This window comes from Clostridium lundense DSM 17049, from assembly GCF_000619945.1.
Classification (GTDB): Bacteria; Bacillota; Clostridia; order Clostridiales; family Clostridiaceae; genus Clostridium_AO; species Clostridium_AO lundense.
This window is the reverse complement of record NZ_JHVC01000014.1, coordinates 48,289-67,912: the sequence shown is the minus strand read 5'-3', so window position 1 is coordinate 67,912 and position 19,624 is coordinate 48,289. Positions and strand designations below refer to the sequence as shown.

Sequence of the window (19,624 nt, the reverse complement as noted above, 5' to 3'; positions counted from 1 at the left end):
GTAGGAAATAAACAAAACTTTAAACTTATATAATCTTCTTAGAGAGTTTTATAGAGTTTTGGTAACGGCTTGATTTTGTGAAGAAGGATAAAAATAAAAAGAAAGATACAATAATGTTTAGTGAGGATATTCCTCAAAATACAAAAAAGACTATTAAGAGACTAATGGGACGATTAAAAACGCAAAATAAAAAGCTAATAATTGTAGGTATAGCTGCATTACTAAGCAGTGCATCTTATGCAATTATGCCACTTATGGTTGGAGCTGCTATTAATAATTTACTAAATGCAATTCGTAGTTTTGATGGCTCTGTAAGTGTTATATCAATGGTGACACATGCACTAGCTATGCCAGTTTTCATGTTAGTAGTAACATCTATTGTTAATAGTCTGCTTTCTTATATTCAGCAATATATAATATCTAGCATTGGTGAAAATTTAACTCTATCACTACGTAAAGATATTAGCGAAAAAATAAATAAGCTTCCACTGAAATACTTTGATTCACATAAAGCAGGGGATGTTATGAGTAGAGTAACAACTGATCTTGAAAAAGTATCCTTAGTAATGCAAGTTGGATTTATGCAGTTCATATCTTCTTGTTTTACAATTATACTTACTATTATTGCTATGGTTATCTTAAATCCAAAGTTATCTTTTTTAACTTTTATATTCATTGGAATCAGCGCTATTGCAACAAATTTTGTATCAAAATTAAGTCAACGTTATTATGCAGATAATTTTGCTGCCATGGGTGATTTGAGTGGAAAAATTGAGGAAGTATATTCTGGCAATCGTATTATAAAGGTATTTAATCAACAATCTGATATGATTGAAGAGGTTTCTAAGCTTAACAAAAAGCAGTTTGAAGCAAATAGAAAAGCACAATTCATTGATTTTGCCATATACCCAACTATAAGGCTATTAAATCAATTAGGTTTTGTTGTTACAGCTATTGTAGGAGGAATAATGACACTTAATGGACAGATTTCCTTAGGTGGAATTCAGGCATTTTTACAATATGTAAATCAAGTTTCTGAGCCTATTACTCAAGCTTCTTATGTTATTATGTCTCTACAATCTGCTATTGCTGGAGCTGAGAGAGTTTTTGAACTATTAGATGAAGAGGAAGAAACTATAGATAATACAGTTAGTACACTCTCAAAATCTAATGGTAAAGTGACTTTTAAGAATGTAAAGTTTGGTTACACACAAGATAGAACTTTAATAAAGAATCTAAATTTGGAAGTAAAGCCTAACGAAATAGTAGCTATTGTTGGCCCAACAGGTGGAGGAAAAACTACATTAATTAACTTGATTATGCGTTTTTATGAATTGAATGGAGGAGCTATATCAATTGATGGGGTTAACATTACTGAAATTTCTAGAAGTACATTGCGTAGACAAATTGGTATGGTACTTCAAGATACATGGCTGTTTGAAGGTACAATAGCTGAAAATATTGCTTATGGTAAGATGGATGCTACACGAGAAGAAATTATAGCTGCTGCAAAAGCAGCCTGCTGTGACCATTTTATTCGTACACTCCCAGAAGGATATGATACTGTAATATCTAGTGAGACATCTAATGTTTCTCAAGGACAAATGCAGCTTTTAACTATTGCTCGTGCTATGCTGACTAATCCAACAATTATGATATTAGATGAGGCTACTTCAAGTGTAGATACAAGAACAGAAGTAGAAATTCAAAAAGCTTTATCAAGGCTTATGAAGGATAAAACAAGTTTTGTCATAGCTCACAGATTGTCAACTATCCAAAATGCAGATATGATTTTAGTTGTTAAAGATGGAGATATTGTAGAGAGAGGAAACCATGAGAGTCTTCTAGAAGAAAATGGTTTCTATGCCTCCCTTTATTACAGTCAGTTTGAAGTGGCCAATTAAATAATATAAAGGAAAAAAGTTTTAAATAGCTGGTGAATAATTGTTAAAGGCTTTGTTTTAAGAAAATGTTGATATTGTATGTTTTTAAGGGAAGGTATCTCTACCCTCCCTTAATGATTTTTTTAGGATGTTTCACCGAGGTCTATGTCCTATAATTCTGATATTTTATCTTCAATATTTGCTAAAACTTCGCAGTCACAGTAACCACCATTTTCATTCAACCAATCTAAAGATTTTTCTACAGGTAGGTTGTTGTCATTAAGAAACTTTGTAGTGTATTTTAAAGTATCGTCACATCCTTCTTGCTCCAACATTTCATCAAGATAATCAAATAGTTGTTCAAACATAGTCTTGTCAAATGGAAGCGAGTTTTCAAAAGTATTCTTCTGCTCTTGAGCATACTTTCTCATAAGTTCTTTCTTCTTATTTTTATCCATAATACTTCTCCTCCAACATACAGTTTACTCAAATATTATACTTGTATAGGCGATTTTGCCCTTAAACTTGCTATCTTAACCTTAACAAAATTTCTATTACTATGCACTAAAAAGTTTTTGCTTTTTACAATTTCTTTCTCTTTATTGAAAAATTGTAGACACTTAAACCAATATAGATAGTTTGACAAGTATTTAGTTGCTACTCCGTTAAATTCTTTGCATATGAAAAAAGCGTTAGTATCTTACCAATAGCATTGAATAATTGTTCTTTATCGCTGTCTGAAAGGGGTTAATATCTGCTAAAATAGTGGTTACATTAACCATTAATATTATTTGGTTAAGACTATTTTTGTACATGGAAAGACTGTATTATAAGTAATGTTGCATTTACAAAATATGCTATAATAAAAAATAAGTAATTTTTTAGTGAAAGATAAATAGTGAATTTGTAGGAGAGATAAATGGATAGATACGAAAAGATTTTAGAAAGTATCAAAAGTTCTAAAAAAGAGATAAAAATTCTTCCTATTAATAGTGAAGTATTGAATTGTATTAAGAAAAAATATGAGATAAATGAAGAAAGTTTATTTGGAAATATTCTTTTTAAAACTGGTGGAATTATAGTTGAAAACTGGCTTAGATTTTATGGCTCTGGAGAATTGAACTTTTATGAAAGAAATGATTTATTTCCGTATTCTAATATTATTGTTGCAGAAGATGTTTTAGGTGGTTTATTTGCAATTCTTAATGATGGTAATATTAGTTATTTTGCACCGGACTGCTTGGAATGGGAAGACATGGAGATTTCTTTTTCAGAGTTTCTTTATTGGGCGTTTCATGGAGATACTGATACATATTACAAGGATTATAGATGGAACACATGGAAAGATGATATGAAAAGAATAAGTAATGATAATGGAATAAGTTTTTATCCATTCTTATGGGCAGAAGCTGATTCATTAGAAAGTAGATATCGTGAAGAAATTCCTATGAGTGAGATAATTAAATTGGAATTTGATTTTTTAATACAGCTAAAGGATAAGAAATGCAGATAAACAAAATTGTTGCTTATTAAAAGAAGACCTAATAAAAAGTGATTGTGAATTTTTGTAAGGAAATAATATTGTGTTGGCTTAAAATATTATTAAGGAAATTTCAAATGTATTACTGAATAATGCTTACTAAATTTTCCTTTAGTAATATGTTATAATTAATTCACAATAGCAATCTAATTCGGTATGTCAACAATATAAGCAATTTAATAATTATGTAAGAAGAAAAGAAAAAGTATGGTTTGATCAAAAATCAGCACATATAAGAAGAGCCTTTATCAAGGTTTATGAGAGCATTATTCTCGGTGAATATATGAAAGATGGAAAACCACATTGTTATTTATATATTGCTATTCAGTAGATTGAAAAAATGGGATTGTGAAAATAATATAAAACTGGCAAATAGTAATTTGAAGGGAGTAAGATTATGGATTTTAAAGAAATTATGACACAAAATAAAGGATATTTTTCAAAGCATACAGATATGCCATCAGAATTACAACAAAAGGCGAAAGAATTATGTTGGAAATATAATCAGACGGGACCATCTGAAGGAGAAAAGAGAAGTAGTATTTTAAAAGAATTACTTGGAACTTATCATCCGCTAACATTTATCGAGCCATCATTTCGTTGTGATTATGGGTTTAATATACATACCCATGGACTTACTGTGATTAACTATAATTGTGTGATATTAGATACATCACCAGTCCATATTGGTGCAAATGCATTTATAGCTCCTGGAGTTTGTATAGCGTGTTCTGGGCATGCTATAAATTCAAGACAAAGAGCAGAAGGAATTGGAACTTCAAAACCTATTACAATAGAAGACGATGTATGGATTGGTGCTAATGCTACTGTATGTGGTGGAGTTACTATCGGAAAAGGTAGCATTATTGGAGCAGGAAGTGTGGTAAATAAAGATATTCCAGAGGGGGTAATTGCAGTAGGTAATCCTTGCAAAGTATTACGAGAGATCACAGCAGAAGACATAATTAACTTGACATATGAGTAAGATAAATTTTCAATTTATGGAGGACATAAATGAGTTTAGGATTTGAAGGCTATGCCAGATATAAAGAAGAAAGTAATGGCTATTTAATATATGAATATTCAGGAGCAAATTGGAATCTACCAAATGAGGAGGAAGACCGTTTTTTATATGATGGATTAATCTCTATTAAGAAAAGTGTGCTTAATGAAGAGGAATGGGGTAAGGCTGTTGATGAAGGCCGAATTAAAATAATAAAGGAGTGTAAGAATGCATTTTATATATATGAAATGAAATTTGATTATTTAGCTATACATATAATATATCATATCTATGTAGATTATAAAAAAATAGGGAAGTTACCCCAAGAAATATCATTTATTCAGTAATCCAGTTTAATTAATTTTAAATTGATTAAGGAGAATAGCAATTTGAAAAGTAGGTGGAAAATGGTGGAGTATCCAATACCTAGACATATTAAAGAGTTTTTTCAATTAGTCAGTACTAATAATAATGAATATGAAGTAAAAGGCAATATTAAATGTTCCTGTGGCAGTGAGACATTTAGTATTTATCAAAGTAATGACAAAATGATTGTAAAACTAATTTGTCAGAAATGTAATAAAGAAATTATTATTTTTGATGCAGGCAAGCATGGCTGGAATGCGAGACGATGTAGTATATAGGTTGTGTGATAAATTCCAATTTACTGAGGTGATTAATATGGAAATTCTTGAATTTAGGACACCAACTGTGCAGTATAAAAATCAGGCTGAAGAATTTAAACAAGAATTTTTTGATTATGAAGAAACAGTTATCAATGGCAGTGCGTTGCTTGACCAAATGATATATGATAATTGGCTTGTCAACACATTAAACAACAGCTCTCCTGAAACTGTGAGAAGTGACTGGGTTGTTGCCAATACGTTTTTTGTAATACGAAAGGCCGATAATAAAATCATAGGTATAATTGATATCAGGCATAACATCAACAATGATTTCCTTGCTGCATACGGGGGACACATTGGTTATTCTGTACGTCCATCGGAGAGGCGTAAAGGCTACGCCACACAAATGCTGAAAATGGCACTTGAATTTGAGAGGACAGTAGGACTTGAGAAAGTTATGCTTGGTTGCTACTCTAGCAATATAGCCTCGATAAAAACTATTGAACGATGTGGTGGGATAAGAACTGAGGAAAAATTATATATAGATAAAAAGCCAATGTATGTATATTGGATTTCATTGTAATTCCAATTTATCTATTAGTTAAAAATTTTTAAGTAGAAAAATTATTTAGGTTTATCTTTAATAAAAATTTGATATAATATAAATAAAAAATGTAGATAATAAAAAAAGTAGAGTGCGTCAACACTCTACTCATATACAATTCTAGTTGCTTAGGCAGCTGGTATCACTATTAAATTTAATACTTAAAAATAGTAGCTATCCATTTGCACAGGGGGGCTACTATTTTTTTGAGATTTTTTCTATAAGTAGCACTATTAATGTTAATAGTGCTAGTAAAAATGATCCTGCCTGAAATAGTAACATTAAAGTTCCTTAACCATATTTTTTCTAATGTGATTGAAGAAGTTTTAGTTGAATAATTTACAACATAATAGAATTAATATATAATTGTATATCAGTAATTGTAAATTAATTCATATAAATGTTAATTAATCCATAATGAAACTAACTGATAAATAGTAATTTAATAGTTTTACAATATAAATATAACACAAAACTACCAATTCCAGTATATTAGTCTGTGAATGGGTGTTCTGAAAGGAAAAGGCATGATTATAAGAAAATATAAACCATTAGATTGTATAGTGTTAGCTGAACTATTTTACAATACAGAAGAACAGTTAAATGTATGAGCAACGGGAAGTATAGATTTAAGAGAAAAGGTATTAAATTAACAAACTATGTTATGGAAAACATGATAAATTCCAATAGAGCAACTAATTAAGGATTGGGATTTAAGTGATGATAGATTAAATGGCTAAATAAGCAAGAGGTAGTTAAACAGAAATTCGTCTGAGATTTAGTAGGATTTCGAGATAGCAGCCAACAAGTTAAAGTGGTGGATAAAGGAGTATGATTATGAATTTTGAAAAACTTAATAAGCTGATATTTACCAAAGAAAATTCAAATAACGATTATGTGCGTTGGGATATTGGAAAAGAGCCTACAAGTCCTCGTTATATATTTGAAAATGTAAAAGAAAGTGGATACTGTCATATTATTAAAGCAAAAACTCGGCTTGATGAAATAGTGTATCAAGCTGTTTTGGAATATGTTAATACAGAGGACTTATGTAATTCTCAGGAAGGTATGTTTCCGCGAAATGATTGCATGACGGGTAACTATTATGTAGCCGAGGAATATTACAGTTGGTGTGGAAATGGAATACAAGGCAATATTCTTACTCACTTTACCGAGATGTTTTGCGGTGGAGTTATCACTGCTCCTACTGAACAGGATTATCTTGGCCTTGAAGTTCACTTTATCATACATAATGATGGCAATATCGAAATAATAGGTATTGATTCATCATCTATATAGTCTAATAAGCAAAAGGATGGTAAGGTGCTGAAATTCCAATTTCTACATTTGTCGAATAAAACAAATATTATAACAAGTATTTAATAAATGTTTAAAGGAGTTAAAAAAATGAAAGAGATCATATATCATCCTGCTTACTCATTAATTAAGAAATTAAATGATAAAGGTCAAGGCAATACATGCTTTTCTTGACCCACCATATGGCAGCGAATTAAAGGAAGAGGATTTTTTTCATGTTAACAATATGTTGTTTTCTCATATTAAGAACCTTGAGATATATGATTGGTGTAGTGGAATAGACTGGAACACATCAGATGCATATTGGGAACATAAATGGTCTAATTATTTTGATTATGGGTTAGAATGGTGGGGGGTTATATACTGGACTATATATGATAAAATGCCAAATATATTTGTTGTAATTGCTGCGTCTTCAACAGATTAACAAATTCCAATTTAAGGCCGAGTAATATAAATAGTAATTTTGTTGATTAATATAAAACCTTGGAAAATAAATATATGCTTTAAATACATTGATTAAGTTTTGTTTACAATTCACTTAATGAGGTATTTTATATAAGTGTTTTTTTACTATCTGTAAATTTGAACAATGCCATATTTACAAATATGTTAAACTATCTTTATTAAATAAATTTAGAGGTTATAAAGAATTATGGAGGTATAGAAATGTTTCAAGATAAAAGTGGGATTTTTGAAGATTTTGGATTTAAACTGGTTGTAATTAATAGTCTTTTGGATAAAGAGACAAGCTTTACAGATGCACTTGAGAAAATGAATGAAAAATATGTTGATACTTATGATACTGATGGATTTGAGTGTATTCCAGAGATGGTTGAGTTTTTTGAAGATCTAAAGCTTACAAAAGAAGACTTGTTACTTATTACAGAGCTTTGCTTTGATGGTGGAGAAGATATTTATTTCATGATTATGCCTAACTGGGATGGAGAGTCTGAAGAGTTTAATGTAAAAAGTGTAGGTGGTTTTGAAAATTTACTAAACTTAAAAAAAGTAGAATATATTGCAATGTGTTCAGAGGAATTGATGGATGAATTTAAAGAAAAAGGCATTGAAGTAATATAATTTTTCTTATTTGGTAAATTCTAATTTAGGAGGATGAATAAGTTTGAATAATGAAGAACGTGCAGAAGCTTTAATAAAGAGATATGACTTCGATTTTAGTCACAAATATCATGCAGAAATCAGACAACTTTTGGAAAAAGAGATTATTAACTATCAAAATGGTAGCAGTGAATATTTACGTTTCCTATGCGGGTATTTGTTTTGTATAGGTGATGTTAATGATGTAGAAATTATTAAGAAGGCAAAATATAGTATAAATATGGATGTTGGTTGTATGGTAGATGGTGAATGGATAGAAAGTCTTGAAAATGGGGGCGTAGAATATCAATATGTGCGTAACAGACAGTTATTAATTGATGATTTCGTGGATTATTATACTAATTTTGAAGTCTCAGAAGATTTTCATGAGTGATAACCTGGTTCCAATTTGTGGACTTGATGTAACATAATTTTATATTCAATTTTGTCGTATCTTTCTTTTTTAACGTCACAACTGAGAAAATGAATAATTTTCTTAAACTTTGATGGAATAGTAAAATATTGTGACGCAACTGTTGTAAATTACATATTAACTAAAGGTGGGCTTGAACATGAAGTTTAATTTAGATAAAGAGTTTGCACGAAAATTGGCAGTTATGATTGATTCACGACTAATATGGTATAAACACTACTATTTATGGTGTGATGAAATTATTGAAATATCTGATAATCCTCCTTCTTGGATATTAGATATTTCTATAGAAAAAAATAGAGGTTCTGCTTTAAATATTTTATACGAGTATATTCATTCAGAACCTTTTGAACATTATATAGGTAATAAATTTGACGATTTATATATTGGCTGTCTTTATTTAAAATATTGTAGAAGAGAAATTTCTTGGGCAACATTCTTAAATGATGCAGGAGTATATTCTGATGGAACGGAAATGGTGAAATTTTCATGTGAATATTTTTACCATTTACTGAATAGATATGAGGATTCAGGATTTTCAATGGCTTTAGAGAACGTTCAGCATTTAGAGGTAAAAAAAGAATTTTACAGAGAAATTGAGGAAATTAATCAATATTATAATGTATTTTTACCTTATTATGAAAAATATTTAAAAAGTAAAGGCGTTATTTAGAAGATAACGCTTTATTTACAGGATGATAGAACATTAATGTAAATTTTAGTTCGTAACATTCTTATATTACGAATTAAAGTCCAGCAGATAACTTTGCTTTACTGGCTGTAACTGTTTGTAGATGGTCTGGTGCTTATCACATTAAGAAAAACGAAAATACACTTGCTCAATACCAAAAGTGTGATTACAATGCGACATATGAAATATATAAAATAACTAAATAAATGGTGATTTATAGAATGAGGGAATAAAGAATGACAAGTATAGAAAACGCACGTATTCAAAAATCAAAAAAGAAAGCAAGAGAATATATTGAAAAGGAGCAGCTTGTTTCTTTCATGAACAATACAAAGTGGGAAGAATTTAGAAAGGCTATGCTTGAGGAAATGCCATTTCCACCTCCATATATAATTAAAACAATATATGAAGTTGAAGATGATAGCACATATTATACTCACTTTGCTTCAGATGTAAATTATTTTGGGGGATATGATGAAGAAAGTTTTGTCTATCTAAAGTATTATTTAATAGAATGGATTAAGGTCAGACCACGATATTATGAAACAAAAGGAGGACGATTGTGTTCTAAAAAGGTTATACATGATGCTGAAAAAGAGTTTCTAATAATACTTAATAAATATAATATTAATTATGAAAAGGATAATGATACCTACGTAATTTATGGATATAAAAGGGTTTGATAAATTTCAATTTGTAGAGTTAGGTAACATAATTTTAGCTTTAGTTCTGTAAGATATTTCTTATTTAATGTCACAAATGAAAAATAAATAATGCGGTGAAAAAATTGCTTAAAATCTTCTTTCATATATGGTTTATATGGAGTTAATTGGTTGTACATGATATAATTACTAGTAATGAAGTCGGAATGGTAATGAATTACGCATCCTCTTAATAAAGAATATAATTGATTTAATACAAACAGGGAGTGTGATATTATGAATATTAATCTCATGGATAGAAAAATGATTAAAATGCCCTGTGCAAAGTCTGTAGGTATGAGTTTGGGCGACAATTTGCACAGGGATAGATATTTAGTCGCTTTTGATAAATAAATTCATACATATACAGGCTTTGTTTCCTTAATTAAACAATAAGTTTAAGGAAGTGAGCTTTATGAAATATGTAAGAATTGATAGAATATTACCAGATGATTTGGTTAAAGAAATTCAAAAGTATATTCAAGGTGAATATGTATACATCCCTTCCCTCCCTGAAAAGAGAAAAAGATGGGGTGAAAAATCTAAAAGTCGAGATTATATAAAAGCCAGAAATGCAAAGATTCTAAACCAATATATAGGTGGGCAATCAATTAGCAATCTGGCTGAAGAATTCTTTCTTTCAGATAGTAGTATTAAGAAAATTGTATATAAAAAAGATAAGTAGGTTAAAGCTACCACTCTTGTAATGTGTGGTAGCTTTTGTGTAAAAGATGATATAGAAATGATTATTATCTTTCTTAAAAAATGTAGAAGCTTTAAAATGATATTGAAGATAAAATTCATTTAAAAAATGAATTTGTAATTCTTCTTGTAGGTATTATAAGAAAAGGAGAGAATCAAAGTGAATAAAAAAATATCATTAATTCATTCTACAAATTTAGCTCCAGTAGATTATGCTTATGCTGGACGTATACCTTCAGGAATGGACTTATTATTTTTGGCGGGGTCATGTCCTATTAATAAAAACGGAGAAGTACCCAGTATGAGTGATTATGAGCTTCAGGCAAAACTTTGTGTAGAGAATTTGAAGGAAGCACTGAAGGACTGTGGGGCTACTTTGGAAGACGTAGTATATACCAGAGTTCTTGTAGCATCTCACAATCAGTCAGATTTGGTAACTGCATGGGAAACAATAAGAAAAAAGTTTGGTAATCATGATGTTCCAAGCACCTTATCTGGAGTTACAGTATTAGGATATGCAAATCAATTGGTGGAAATTGAAGCAGTAGCAGCAGTAGAAAACAATACAAAATGATTGAAGTATAGAGTTGAACTAATTCGCACCATTATTATTTAGCTTAACAATTGAAAAAACGAATATCTTTCAAAAACACCGCATTATTCAAAATTCTAACTATATAAAAAGGAGACTAAAATATGTTGGATAAAGCACCTACAAGCGAGGATTTGATTGCTTTAATTGGGAAACCATTATTTGAAGTTTGGGCAGCATTATGTGATATGATCGAGAAAAAATATGACATGGAACATTTATGGAATAATGGAGGCAAAGCATGGAAATATGAATACAAATATCGTAGAGGTGGAAAAACGCTTTGTGCATTATATGCGAAAGAAAATTGCTTAGGCTTTATGGTTATTTTGGGAAAAAATGAGCGGACAAAATTTGAGGCAGATAAACAAAATTATTCCCTTGAAGTGCAAAAAATCTATGATGAAACAAAGACCTACCATGACGGAAAATGGATGATGTTTGAATTAACAGATACTTCCTTACTTGCAGATATGGAAAAATTGTTGCTTATTAAAAGAAGACCTAATAAAAAGTGATTGTGAAATTCCAATACCACAAACCTATTTCTAATTTGGATTGGAGATTATTTATATAACAGAAGATAAATACTATGGGTTTAGAGTTAAAACAGATTTTTTTACCAAATCTTAATACAAATAATGTGCATGTGACTTATGAAAATAAGCTACAACCACGAATGATATTCGGAGATTTATCACTTAAAGCATTATTTGAAAAGCATAATGATGAAATTTTAAAAAATATAGTTAGTGAAATAACTGATTATGTGAACGATGAAAATGTTTGTAATGATAGCATTGATATGTTTCCTCGAAATTGTGAAATGACTGGTGAGTGGTATATTGGAGATATTTATTTTGAGGATTTTGATTATCTCAGTGTTATGACACGTTTTTTGGGATTTCACCCAAATTCAAAACGAATGACTATTGATGATTATTTAGGACTTGAAGTTCATTTTTTTTATGATGAAGATCAAGAAAAATTTATTTTTGATGGAATTGACAGCTCTTGCATTTAGCTAAGATTTTTATTATGAGTATACCCTATAGCTTAACAAATTCAAATTTAGATTTTTGGAAAACTTTTGTTCTTTATACAAAGCAAAAAGAGAGAAATTCATATATCATGAAAGTCTTTGATAAATTAGCGACAGACAATAATTAAAGTTTCATTCAAAGGAGGATATTCACAGTTGGATGATAACATCAATTTAAAAATAACTAAAAGCGGAACAAAGAGCAAAGAAGAAAACTATTTTAAACGGAATCGATTCATAAAGGAAGATATTTTAGCCAAATTTGAAAAAATAGAAACTATAGATGAGATAATATATTTGGATATCCTTTTCAATGACGAATTAGAAATTTACTTGAATGATAAACAAGAAATAACTAGAGATTTGATAAAAGAAATACTTGCTGAAATTCCAACATTTGATAACTATGTTCAGAATTTCTGTGAACTCAATTATAATAAGAGTTCTTTTGATGCTAGAAATTATATGGTAGCCTTATCTTGGATATCAATAGAACAAAATAAAGCGGTTATGCGTTACTGGGGAGAATATGTAAACATTGAATTGGAGGCAATATTTATTAAAAATAATTTAGGATGGGAAAACAAAGATATATATTATTGTTAAATAGTAATTTTGAGGTGAAGTGATATGGATTTGAGATTGGCTAATAGTAACGATTTATCAAAACTCAAAGCTATGTATGGAAATATTATTGATAATATGAACAGAAACAACATACCAATTTGGGACGAAATCTATCCCTGCGAGTTTTTTAGCGATGATATTGAAAATAATCGTCTTTATTTATTGGTGGAGGAGCATGATGATATAGTTGCAGCGTTTGCATTATGTGAATCAAATGCTGGAGAAAGTTATGTGAAATGGGAAAATGCCCATGACAAGGCATTATATCTTGACCGCTTTGGAGTTAATGTTGATTATTCAAGACGAGGAATTGGCAGTATAATGCTTAATCATGCTATTACACTCACTAAGCAGAAGCATGCTAAATATTTAAGGCTTTTTGTTGTGGATATCAATAAACCAGCTATAAATTTATATTTAAAAAACGGATTTAGACAGGTAGGTGGAATTTATGAAGAAAGAATCGATGATGACCTTATATTGCGTGAATATGGATTTGAAATAGAAGTATTAAGGTAACACAAATTCCAATTTATAATATTTATAATAAAAAAATTAGTAGCTAACCATTTGCACACGGGGCTACTATTTTTTGAGATTTTTTCTATAAGTAACACTATTAATGTTAATAGTGCTATTAAGAACAAATCACCTTGAAATAGTAACATTAAAACGTATCATAAGTAATAGTGCATTTACAAAATATGTTATAATAAAAAAGTAATTTTTTAGTGTAAGATAAATAGTAAATTTGAGGTGAAATGCTATGGACAAATATACAAGAGAAGAATTGGTAGAAGCGCTACAAGTTGTATCTTCAACTATCAGTAAATGTGAAAAAATGCAACTAAAATTTGCGGAGGGAACCTCTCATCACACCCTCCTTAAGAACAGGATAAAAGCAATGTATATTTCAAAATCATTAATAACAGATGAAAATGTTATGGACAAATATACAAAAGAAGAATTGATAGAGGCACTACGCCCCGTATCTTCAATTATCAGCAAATGTGAAAAAGCACAGCTAAAATTTGCGGAGGGAACCTCTCATCACACTCGCTTTAAGAACATAATAAAAGCGATGTATATTTCAAAATCATTAATAATAGATGAAATCAGTAAAAGAGGTTAATTCCAGTTTTTCAATAAGATTATGAGTATAATACATAGCTAAATAGTAATTTATCTATGTTTGGATGTCAACAACGGAGGTATAGAATTAAAATGAAAATTGAGATTACTGATGAAATTAAAAAACAAGATGAAGATATTATTTTTCAAGGTTTATTAGAATATAATTTAGCAAGAATTGAAGATAAGAATCCAAAGGATTTAGGCGTTTATTTACAAGATGAAACAGGCAAAAAAGTTGCTGGACTAATTGGAAATACACATGGTAATTGGTTGTTTATAAAATTTCTATGGGTAAGTGAAGAATTAAGGGGTCATAGTATTGGACGTAATATTTTAAATAAGGCAGAACAAACAGCGAAAGAGCGAGGTTGCCAGTATTCATTTTTAGATACCTTTAGTTTTCAAGCACCTGAATTTTATAAAAAGCATGGGTACAAGGAAGTATTTGTATTAGAAAACTATCCTGTCACAGGAAAACGCTATTATTTTACTAAAACTCTTTAAGCATAAAGACAAATTTCAATTTATTAGTGAGGTTGGGTGAAAGAAATGAACTTAGAAGAAATAGAAGCTAAAATGGATGAATTAGGAGAAGAAAACCTACAAAGTAAATTTTATAATGCCATAGCTTAGAATTTCAATTATTAATATACAGAAAAAAGTTAAATCAGTAATTTGGAAAGGTGATGAAGATGAAAGTATTGGTTAGTGCCTGCATTACAGGATGTAATTGTAAATATAATGGTGGGAACAATTTAAATGCCAAAGTTGTAGAATTTCTAAAGGATAAAGAAATAATTGAGATTTGTCCTGAAATGTTAGTAGGAATGAGTATTCCAAGGGCTTCTGCTGAAATAGTAGATGGATGTGTTACCGAATGTAATGGTAGAAATGTTCATAGAGAATATGAAAAAGGTGTTGAATTGGCATTAGAGAAGATAAAAGATGAAAATATTGATTTAGCAATTCTACAATCAAGAAGTCCTACTTGTGGAGTTAATAAAATATATGATGGAAACTTTAATGGAAAATTAATTAAAGGCAACGGACTATTTGCTAAAGCATTGATTGAGAAGGGCTATAAAGTAATTGATTCAGAAGATATTTGATAAATTCCAATTTGTAATAGGTTTTTATAGTACTAAAAGATATAATTTAGAGAGACAATATACATATTTAAAAGAAGAGGATATGGATAAATTTGTTGCTTAGGCAACTGGTATCACTAAATTTCCAGTTTGTAAAAATAGTAGCGTCCAATTGCGGGTAGGAGCTACTATTTTTTTAACATTTTATCAATAAGTAACACTATGAATGTTAATAGTGCTAGTAAAAATAAATATAAGAATAAAATGAGTTTTATAGTCTTAGCCATTAATATTACTTGGTTAAGACTATTTTTGTGCATGAAAAAATTGTATCATAAGTAATGGCGTATTTACAAAATATGTTATAATAAAAAGATAAGTAATTTTTTAGTGTAAGATAAATGGGAATTTATAAGTGAGATTATCTAAGAATAATTTATTTATAATATATGATTAGAACTTATATTTTTAGAGGTGATAAAAATGATGCTAGAACCGGATGGAGTAGATACGGTAGTTGTTTTGATAAAATTCAATAATTTTCTACAATACTATGTCACAGATAAAGAAATATGGATTTTGAATGAGGAAATTTTAAAAAACGCTTTCATAGGGAAAGAGCATGAAATACCTGAATATGAAGATGATATTAGATATGGTTTTTCAATATTATCAGAAAAAAACATTGTTAGTTTTCTAGCCAGAGTTGTGGATTTTAAAGTAAGTAAGGAAGAATTAAAAGAATACTATATAATATATAAAGAATTATATGGTGATATAGATGTACATTATGCTGCCACACCAATTTTTTATATTGATTTTGATAAAAGAGAATTCTATTCCTTTTTTACGGAACCAGGGTTATATGAAAAGTATATGCCATATGGGTGGAATGGGTATGATAAAGCAGGAAAATATGACAAATACATTCCGTCAGAAATGAAATACTGGTAATTTATACGATAATAGGTTGTAAAGATGAAATTTCAATTTATGGAGGATATAAATGAGTTTAGGATTTGCAAGGTTATGCCAGATATAAAGAAGAAAGTAATGGCTATTTAATATATGAATATTCAGGAGCAAATTGGAATCTACCAAATAAGAAGGAAGGCTGTCTTTTATATGATGGATTAAGCTCTATTGAGAAAAGTGTGCTTAATGAAGAGGAAAATGGGGTAAGGCTGTCGATGAAGGCCGAATTAAAATAACAAAGGAGTGTAAGAATGCATTTTATATTTATGAAATGAAATTTCATTATTTAGCTATACATATAATATATCATATCTATGTAGATTATAAAAAAATAGGCGAGTTACCTAAAAAAATATCATTTATTCAGTAATCCAGTTTAATTAATTTGTAGAGGAAATTATTTATATAATGGGAGGGATAAAAAATGTCAATAATTAAAGGTTTAGAAACCACATTTAACTCTGTTTACATTGAATACGACAAGTGGCGTCCTGCTTATGTTAAAGAACTATATGATGATATTTTTCATGTAAAAGAAATAAATTCATCAAGCAATGTGCTTGAGGTTGGAATAGGAACCGGACAAGCAACATTGCCAATACTTGAAACAGGTTGTAGTTTAACTGCAATTGAGTTAGGTGACCAGTTAGCGGAATTTTCAAAACATAAATTTAAAAATTATGATAAATTTAATGTTAAAAATTTGGCATTTCAAGATTTTGAGTGTCCTCCTAATTCATTTGATCTGATCTTTTCAGCAACAGCTTTTCATTGGATTCCTGAAGATATAGGATATACTAAAGTATTTGATATGCTAAAAAGCGGTGGCGTTTTTGCACGATTTGCGAATCACCCATACAAAGACAAGAAAAATAATAATATACATATTGCATTTGAAAATATATATGCAAAGTATATGCCAGGTTCATTAGTTAGAGATGAATATAGCGAGGAAAATGCTAAAAATATAGCGGATATAGCTTATAAATATGGATTTATAGATATAAGTTATAAGCTTTATCATAGAACAAGAACCTTTACAGCTGATGAATATACATTATTATTAGGTACCTATTCAGACCACATTGCTATGGAAGAAACAACAAGAATGAAATTCTTTAATGAAATAAGAGAAGCGATTAATGATAATGGCGGTATTATTACTGTATACGATACAATAGACGTACAACTTGCAAGAAAACCATAACCTCCATAACATACAGTTTGATAAATAGTAATAATTTGAATTGCAGATTTAAAAGGAGAAGATAGTGTATGAATACATTAATAAATATTGAAACAAGCAACTTGATATTAGTTCCCGTATCAGAGGTGCATATAAAAGAAATATTTGAAAATTTTAATGAACAGATAGTTACCTATATGGAGCCACAAGTGGTAAAAAATATCGATGAAATATATAAGATTGTGAAAGGATTTATAGAAGGTCGAGAAAACAATACCGATTATGTTTATGCAATTACTCTCAAATCAAGTGGTGAATTTATTGGAATTGTTTCGTTACATAACTTGAAAAATGAATCTCCTGAACTAGGCATCTGGATTAAAATTTCTTATCATGGAAATCATTATGGTAGAGAGGCGATTGGCGGAGTAATAGATTATGCCCAAAGTTTAGGCGTTAAAAAACTATGTTATCCTGTTGACAGAAGAAATATTTCAAGTAAAAAGATACCACTTTTTTATGGAGGTAAATTGGTAACAGAGTATAAAAAAGTTGAAACTTCAGATGGAAGAATCCTTGAAGAAGAAATATATGAAATTTTAATTTAATAGTTTTACAATAATATTTATAATAAAAAGATAAGTAATTTTTTAGTGAAAGATAAATAGTAATTTTAAGAGGTGTTAAAATGAAAAGAGAATTAGGAATTGCACGTTGTGGACTTGCTTGTTGTCTGTGTAAAGAAAATACAAAATGTTCTGGTTGCAATTCAGGTGAATGTCCAGATAAAGAGTGGTGTGAAAATCGTAAATGTTCTATTAAAAAAGATATAATTGCTTGTTATTTATGTAAGGAAGAATGTCATAAGGGGTTATTAAACAAAATAAAGCCTTATGGATTTACTTTATTTATTAAGAGGTATGGAATCGAGGATCTTCTTGATTGTTTAGAGAGAAATGAAAAAAAAGGGGTAGTATATCATAGAGAAGGAATAAATGGAGATTATGATGATTTTGATAATGTTGAGGAACTAATATCTTTTATTAAATCTGGAATTTGATAAATAGTAATTTATCGTTAAGTTAATTCGCAATTGTAAAATTATGTGTAACTAAAAAATAATAATGGAGGTATAATTATGTGGATAATATTGGGAGTTATTGCTATAGTAGCAACTTTTATAAATCTTTATATGTATAAAACAGGAAAAGACTATAAACTTGCTATGGCAATTGGATTGTCATTTACAGCATTGACACTTTGTGCAGAATACAGTGCTGTATCCAAGTGGGTAAAAGGAGAGGATTGGTCGGCTTTATTAGATGTTATACCTACAATGGAAAATGCATTATGGTTTCTCACAATTATATCTATTTTACTAAATATAGCCCCTATATTTTTAGAACTAAAAAATAAAGAATAATTACTTATGTCGCATCATTTTTAAATTGATTAAGGAAAGTAGTAATTTGTAGGTGAGGTACGAAACATGTACAAGGTAATTAAAAAAGCTAATAACGGTTGGGAAGTACATGAAGTTGTAGGAAGTGATACAATTTCCCTTGTAAAGTATGGCGCAAATCATCATGATATAAATAAATTAATAGAAGTATTAAGACTCTTGTGTAAAAACAAAGTTGTAGAAGGATCCATTGATATGAATTTGGCCATGCAAGATGAATATTTACAGGATTTATCAATTGGAATATATCAGTTTATTATAAATTTAGATTTTTGGGAAACTTTTGTTTTTTATCCAAAGCAAAAAGAGGGAAATTCATATGTAATGAAAGTTTTTGATAAATTAGCTTTTCTAAAATAGGCAGGAGGTATAAACTTTGGCAAATACAATTTATTATAAAAAAGATCCAGAAGTATTAGGTATGAGCAATGGGTTAACCAGTGTTTTTATTAATGTATTAGGTTTAAGCGGTTCCAGGTTAGCAGTTAAAAATTATGAAAAGAATTTAATTATATTTTTATTAGAAAAAGATCAAGCATCGGTAGGAATCGGTACTGTTGGATTTGATATATGTGAGATGCCATGGGATATAGATGCATTTAAGGAGCAAAAGCAATTTTTGTTTCATGTGATAGATGATGTATTACTGAAGAATGGATGGAATAAACTAAGTTATAATCCAAATTATGATATGGTAGCTAATAGTATGGAAGGATTTAGAAAGCTGTTGCAGAAAATGCAGGTTGAAGATATCGATAAAGAAGCAGTCCAAGAATGGATGGAATGCTTTGAAGAAGAGCGTAAAGATATAGACAAATACCTTGTTTGTGAAATTCATAATGTATTATTGACTTGTTTTGGTTGTCAGGTATGTCATGATTGATAATAATTTTATAGGGTAGCTTAAACTTAAGGTT

At 29.4% G+C, this 19,624-nt stretch carries 32 protein-coding genes and 1 pseudogene; 30 read left to right on the top strand and 3 right to left on the bottom strand.

The genetic code is table 11. The features are described 5' to 3' along the window. Nucleotides 1–77: 77 nt before the first annotated feature. Nucleotides 78–1,904 carry an ABC transporter ATP-binding protein gene (locus T514_RS0115725; RefSeq protein ID WP_027625643.1) on the top strand — a complete coding sequence of 609 codons (1,827 nt, stop codon included), beginning with the start codon at nucleotides 78–80 and terminating at the stop codon, nucleotides 1,902–1,904. Nucleotides 1,905–2,053: 149 nt separating this feature from the next. Here the strand turns inward: T514_RS0115725 and T514_RS0115720 are convergent, their stop codons facing one another. After that, complete coding sequence (locus T514_RS0115720; protein WP_027625642.1) at nucleotides 2,054–2,341, bottom strand: DUF2695 domain-containing protein; 288 nt, start codon at nucleotides 2,339–2,341, stop codon at nucleotides 2,054–2,056. 35 nt (nucleotides 2,342–2,376) lie between these two features. Next, nucleotides 2,377–2,556 (bottom strand): annotated as a pseudogene (locus T514_RS27365) (hypothetical protein); the annotation flags it as partial. Between the two features lie 246 nt (nucleotides 2,557–2,802). Between T514_RS27365 and T514_RS0115715 the strand changes: the two are divergent. From T514_RS0115715 to T514_RS0115695, 5 genes are all read left to right on the top strand, one after another. Continuing rightward, on the top strand, nucleotides 2,803–3,396 hold the full coding sequence (locus tag T514_RS0115715) for a DUF2625 family protein (RefSeq protein WP_027625641.1): 594 nt from the start codon (nucleotides 2,803–2,805) through the stop codon (nucleotides 3,394–3,396). 424 nt (nucleotides 3,397–3,820) lie between these two features. Beyond that, nucleotides 3,821–4,408 carry a sugar O-acetyltransferase gene (locus T514_RS0115710; protein WP_027625640.1) on the top strand — a complete coding sequence of 196 codons (588 nt, stop codon included), beginning with the start codon at nucleotides 3,821–3,823 and terminating at the stop codon, nucleotides 4,406–4,408. 29 nt (nucleotides 4,409–4,437) lie between these two features. Beyond that, nucleotides 4,438–4,773 carry a hypothetical protein gene (locus T514_RS0115705; RefSeq protein WP_027625639.1) on the top strand — a complete coding sequence of 112 codons (336 nt, stop codon included), beginning with the start codon at nucleotides 4,438–4,440 and terminating at the stop codon, nucleotides 4,771–4,773. Nucleotides 4,774–4,815: 42 nt separating this feature from the next. Beyond that, on the top strand, nucleotides 4,816–5,070 hold the full coding sequence (locus T514_RS0115700) for a hypothetical protein (protein ID WP_027625638.1): 255 nt from the start codon (nucleotides 4,816–4,818) through the stop codon (nucleotides 5,068–5,070). After that, a complete protein-coding gene (locus T514_RS0115695) occupies nucleotides 5,039–5,635 on the top strand; it encodes a GNAT family N-acetyltransferase (RefSeq protein WP_242850614.1) in 597 nt (198 codons plus the stop codon). Before T514_RS0115700 ends, T514_RS0115695 begins: the two co-directional genes overlap by 32 nt. A 219-nt stretch (nucleotides 5,636–5,854) precedes the next feature. Here the strand turns inward: T514_RS0115695 and T514_RS26720 are convergent, their stop codons facing one another. Continuing rightward, nucleotides 5,855–5,938, bottom strand: a complete 84-nt coding sequence (locus T514_RS26720) for a putative holin-like toxin (RefSeq protein ID WP_156939967.1) — start codon at nucleotides 5,936–5,938, stop codon at nucleotides 5,855–5,857. Nucleotides 5,939–6,493: 555 nt separating this feature from the next. On the opposite strand from T514_RS26720, the gene T514_RS0115690 reads away from it, so the two are divergent. The 24 genes from T514_RS0115690 (at nucleotide 6,494) to T514_RS0115565 (ending at nucleotide 19,590) form a co-directional block, all read left to right on the top strand. Next, nucleotides 6,494–6,955, top strand: a complete 462-nt coding sequence (locus T514_RS0115690; RefSeq protein ID WP_027625636.1) for a hypothetical protein — start codon at nucleotides 6,494–6,496, stop codon at nucleotides 6,953–6,955. A gap of 157 nt (nucleotides 6,956–7,112) precedes the next feature. Further along, on the top strand, nucleotides 7,113–7,400 hold the full coding sequence (locus tag T514_RS24725) for a hypothetical protein (protein WP_051542074.1): 288 nt from the start codon (nucleotides 7,113–7,115) through the stop codon (nucleotides 7,398–7,400). Nucleotides 7,401–7,642: 242 nt separating this feature from the next. Beyond that, nucleotides 7,643–8,056, top strand: a complete 414-nt coding sequence (locus T514_RS0115680) for a DUF6892 domain-containing protein (RefSeq protein ID WP_027625635.1) — start codon at nucleotides 7,643–7,645, stop codon at nucleotides 8,054–8,056. A gap of 43 nt (nucleotides 8,057–8,099) precedes the next feature. After that, nucleotides 8,100–8,468: a hypothetical protein gene (locus tag T514_RS0115675; protein ID WP_027625634.1), complete on the top strand. Its 369-nt coding sequence runs from the start codon at nucleotides 8,100–8,102 to the stop codon at nucleotides 8,466–8,468. Between the two features lie 178 nt (nucleotides 8,469–8,646). Further along, nucleotides 8,647–9,180, top strand: coding sequence for a hypothetical protein (locus T514_RS0115670; RefSeq protein ID WP_034869345.1), 534 nt, complete (start codon nucleotides 8,647–8,649; stop codon nucleotides 9,178–9,180). Between the two features lie 254 nt (nucleotides 9,181–9,434). Continuing rightward, the gene (locus T514_RS0115665) at nucleotides 9,435–9,881 is read left to right on the top strand and encodes a DUF6678 family protein (protein WP_027625632.1); all 447 of its coding nucleotides are present in this window, start codon (nucleotides 9,435–9,437) and stop codon (nucleotides 9,879–9,881) included. 433 nt (nucleotides 9,882–10,314) lie between these two features. Next, nucleotides 10,315–10,584 carry a CD3324 family protein gene (locus tag T514_RS0115655; RefSeq protein WP_027625631.1) on the top strand — a complete coding sequence of 90 codons (270 nt, stop codon included), beginning with the start codon at nucleotides 10,315–10,317 and terminating at the stop codon, nucleotides 10,582–10,584. A 177-nt stretch (nucleotides 10,585–10,761) separates the two neighbouring features. Beyond that, a complete protein-coding gene (locus T514_RS0115650) occupies nucleotides 10,762–11,175 on the top strand; it encodes a RidA family protein (protein ID WP_027625630.1) in 414 nt (137 codons plus the stop codon). A 122-nt stretch (nucleotides 11,176–11,297) separates the two neighbouring features. Then, a complete protein-coding gene (locus T514_RS0115645) occupies nucleotides 11,298–11,711 on the top strand; it encodes a DUF3788 domain-containing protein (RefSeq protein WP_027625629.1) in 414 nt (137 codons plus the stop codon). Nucleotides 11,712–11,872: 161 nt separating this feature from the next. Beyond that, entirely contained in the window at nucleotides 11,873–12,217 is a 345-nt protein-coding gene (locus tag T514_RS0115640) for a hypothetical protein (RefSeq protein WP_242850613.1), read from the top strand. Nucleotides 12,218–12,391: 174 nt separating this feature from the next. After that, complete coding sequence (locus tag T514_RS0115635) at nucleotides 12,392–12,841, top strand: hypothetical protein (RefSeq protein ID WP_027625627.1); 450 nt, start codon at nucleotides 12,392–12,394, stop codon at nucleotides 12,839–12,841. Nucleotides 12,842–12,865: 24 nt separating this feature from the next. Then, a complete protein-coding gene (locus T514_RS0115630; protein WP_027625626.1) occupies nucleotides 12,866–13,381 on the top strand; it encodes a GNAT family N-acetyltransferase in 516 nt (171 codons plus the stop codon). A gap of 247 nt (nucleotides 13,382–13,628) precedes the next feature. After that, nucleotides 13,629–13,994, top strand: a complete 366-nt coding sequence (locus T514_RS0115625) for a hypothetical protein (RefSeq protein WP_027625625.1) — start codon at nucleotides 13,629–13,631, stop codon at nucleotides 13,992–13,994. A gap of 92 nt (nucleotides 13,995–14,086) precedes the next feature. After that, a complete protein-coding gene (locus T514_RS0115620; protein ID WP_027625624.1) occupies nucleotides 14,087–14,500 on the top strand; it encodes a GNAT family N-acetyltransferase in 414 nt (137 codons plus the stop codon). 188 nt (nucleotides 14,501–14,688) lie between these two features. Further along, nucleotides 14,689–15,105 carry a 2-thiouracil desulfurase family protein gene (locus T514_RS0115610; RefSeq protein ID WP_027625623.1) on the top strand — a complete coding sequence of 139 codons (417 nt, stop codon included), beginning with the start codon at nucleotides 14,689–14,691 and terminating at the stop codon, nucleotides 15,103–15,105. Next, nucleotides 15,086–15,208 carry a hypothetical protein gene (locus T514_RS27575; RefSeq protein ID WP_278246528.1) on the top strand — a complete coding sequence of 41 codons (123 nt, stop codon included), beginning with the start codon at nucleotides 15,086–15,088 and terminating at the stop codon, nucleotides 15,206–15,208. The genes T514_RS0115610 and T514_RS27575 overlap by 20 nt, the downstream gene beginning before the upstream one ends. 359 nt (nucleotides 15,209–15,567) lie before the next feature. Next, complete coding sequence (locus tag T514_RS0115600) at nucleotides 15,568–16,038, top strand: hypothetical protein (RefSeq protein ID WP_027625622.1); 471 nt, start codon at nucleotides 15,568–15,570, stop codon at nucleotides 16,036–16,038. Nucleotides 16,039–16,103: 65 nt separating this feature from the next. Continuing rightward, nucleotides 16,104–16,295, top strand: coding sequence for a hypothetical protein (locus tag T514_RS0115595; protein WP_027625621.1), 192 nt, complete (start codon nucleotides 16,104–16,106; stop codon nucleotides 16,293–16,295). A 188-nt stretch (nucleotides 16,296–16,483) separates the two neighbouring features. Beyond that, nucleotides 16,484–17,266: a class I SAM-dependent methyltransferase gene (locus T514_RS0115590; RefSeq protein WP_027625620.1), complete on the top strand. Its 783-nt coding sequence runs from the start codon at nucleotides 16,484–16,486 to the stop codon at nucleotides 17,264–17,266. Between the two features lie 68 nt (nucleotides 17,267–17,334). Then, nucleotides 17,335–17,853 (top strand): GNAT family N-acetyltransferase, encoded by a 519-nt coding sequence (locus T514_RS24720; protein ID WP_051542073.1) that lies wholly within the window; start codon nucleotides 17,335–17,337, stop codon nucleotides 17,851–17,853. An 80-nt stretch (nucleotides 17,854–17,933) separates the two neighbouring features. Further along, nucleotides 17,934–18,305: a hypothetical protein gene (locus T514_RS0115580; RefSeq protein WP_027625619.1), complete on the top strand. Its 372-nt coding sequence runs from the start codon at nucleotides 17,934–17,936 to the stop codon at nucleotides 18,303–18,305. Between the two features lie 78 nt (nucleotides 18,306–18,383). Continuing rightward, on the top strand, nucleotides 18,384–18,668 hold the full coding sequence (locus T514_RS0115575) for a hypothetical protein (RefSeq protein ID WP_027625618.1): 285 nt from the start codon (nucleotides 18,384–18,386) through the stop codon (nucleotides 18,666–18,668). Nucleotides 18,669–18,734: 66 nt separating this feature from the next. Continuing rightward, nucleotides 18,735–19,067: a hypothetical protein gene (locus T514_RS0115570; protein ID WP_027625617.1), complete on the top strand. Its 333-nt coding sequence runs from the start codon at nucleotides 18,735–18,737 to the stop codon at nucleotides 19,065–19,067. Nucleotides 19,068–19,083: 16 nt separating this feature from the next. Next, entirely contained in the window at nucleotides 19,084–19,590 is a 507-nt protein-coding gene (locus T514_RS0115565) for a hypothetical protein (protein ID WP_027625616.1), read from the top strand. Nucleotides 19,591–19,624: the final 34 nt, after the last annotated feature.

Coding starts and splice junctions, on each gene's coding strand:
- T514_RS0115720 (WP_027625642.1), bottom strand. CDS start 2,341: ATGGATAAAAATAAGAAGAAAGAACTTATGAGAAAGTATGCTCAAGAG.
- T514_RS0115715 (WP_027625641.1), top strand. CDS start 2,803: ATGGATAGATACGAAAAGATTTTAGAAAGTATCAAAAGTTCTAAAAAA.
- T514_RS0115710 (WP_027625640.1), top strand. CDS start 3,821: ATGGATTTTAAAGAAATTATGACACAAAATAAAGGATATTTTTCAAAG.
- T514_RS0115705 (WP_027625639.1), top strand. CDS start 4,438: ATGAGTTTAGGATTTGAAGGCTATGCCAGATATAAAGAAGAAAGTAAT.
- T514_RS0115695 (WP_242850614.1), top strand. CDS start 5,039: ATGGCTGGAATGCGAGACGATGTAGTATATAGGTTGTGTGATAAATTC.
- T514_RS26720 (WP_156939967.1), bottom strand. CDS start 5,938: ATGTTACTATTTCAGGCAGGATCATTTTTACTAGCACTATTAACATTA.
- T514_RS0115690 (WP_027625636.1), top strand. CDS start 6,494: ATGAATTTTGAAAAACTTAATAAGCTGATATTTACCAAAGAAAATTCA.
- T514_RS24725 (WP_051542074.1), top strand. CDS start 7,113: ATGATAAAGGTCAAGGCAATACATGCTTTTCTTGACCCACCATATGGC.
- T514_RS0115680 (WP_027625635.1), top strand. CDS start 7,643: ATGTTTCAAGATAAAAGTGGGATTTTTGAAGATTTTGGATTTAAACTG.
- T514_RS0115670 (WP_034869345.1), top strand. CDS start 8,647: ATGAAGTTTAATTTAGATAAAGAGTTTGCACGAAAATTGGCAGTTATG.
- T514_RS0115665 (WP_027625632.1), top strand. CDS start 9,435: ATGACAAGTATAGAAAACGCACGTATTCAAAAATCAAAAAAGAAAGCA.
- T514_RS0115655 (WP_027625631.1), top strand. CDS start 10,315: ATGAAATATGTAAGAATTGATAGAATATTACCAGATGATTTGGTTAAA.
- T514_RS0115645 (WP_027625629.1), top strand. CDS start 11,298: ATGTTGGATAAAGCACCTACAAGCGAGGATTTGATTGCTTTAATTGGG.
- T514_RS0115640 (WP_242850613.1), top strand. CDS start 11,873: ATGATATTCGGAGATTTATCACTTAAAGCATTATTTGAAAAGCATAAT.
- T514_RS0115630 (WP_027625626.1), top strand. CDS start 12,866: ATGGATTTGAGATTGGCTAATAGTAACGATTTATCAAAACTCAAAGCT.
- T514_RS0115625 (WP_027625625.1), top strand. CDS start 13,629: ATGGACAAATATACAAGAGAAGAATTGGTAGAAGCGCTACAAGTTGTA.
- T514_RS0115620 (WP_027625624.1), top strand. CDS start 14,087: ATGAAAATTGAGATTACTGATGAAATTAAAAAACAAGATGAAGATATT.
- T514_RS0115610 (WP_027625623.1), top strand. CDS start 14,689: ATGAAAGTATTGGTTAGTGCCTGCATTACAGGATGTAATTGTAAATAT.
- T514_RS0115600 (WP_027625622.1), top strand. CDS start 15,568: ATGATGCTAGAACCGGATGGAGTAGATACGGTAGTTGTTTTGATAAAA.
- T514_RS0115590 (WP_027625620.1), top strand. CDS start 16,484: ATGTCAATAATTAAAGGTTTAGAAACCACATTTAACTCTGTTTACATT.
- T514_RS24720 (WP_051542073.1), top strand. CDS start 17,335: ATGAATACATTAATAAATATTGAAACAAGCAACTTGATATTAGTTCCC.
- T514_RS0115580 (WP_027625619.1), top strand. CDS start 17,934: ATGAAAAGAGAATTAGGAATTGCACGTTGTGGACTTGCTTGTTGTCTG.
- T514_RS0115575 (WP_027625618.1), top strand. CDS start 18,384: ATGTGGATAATATTGGGAGTTATTGCTATAGTAGCAACTTTTATAAAT.
- T514_RS0115570 (WP_027625617.1), top strand. CDS start 18,735: ATGTACAAGGTAATTAAAAAAGCTAATAACGGTTGGGAAGTACATGAA.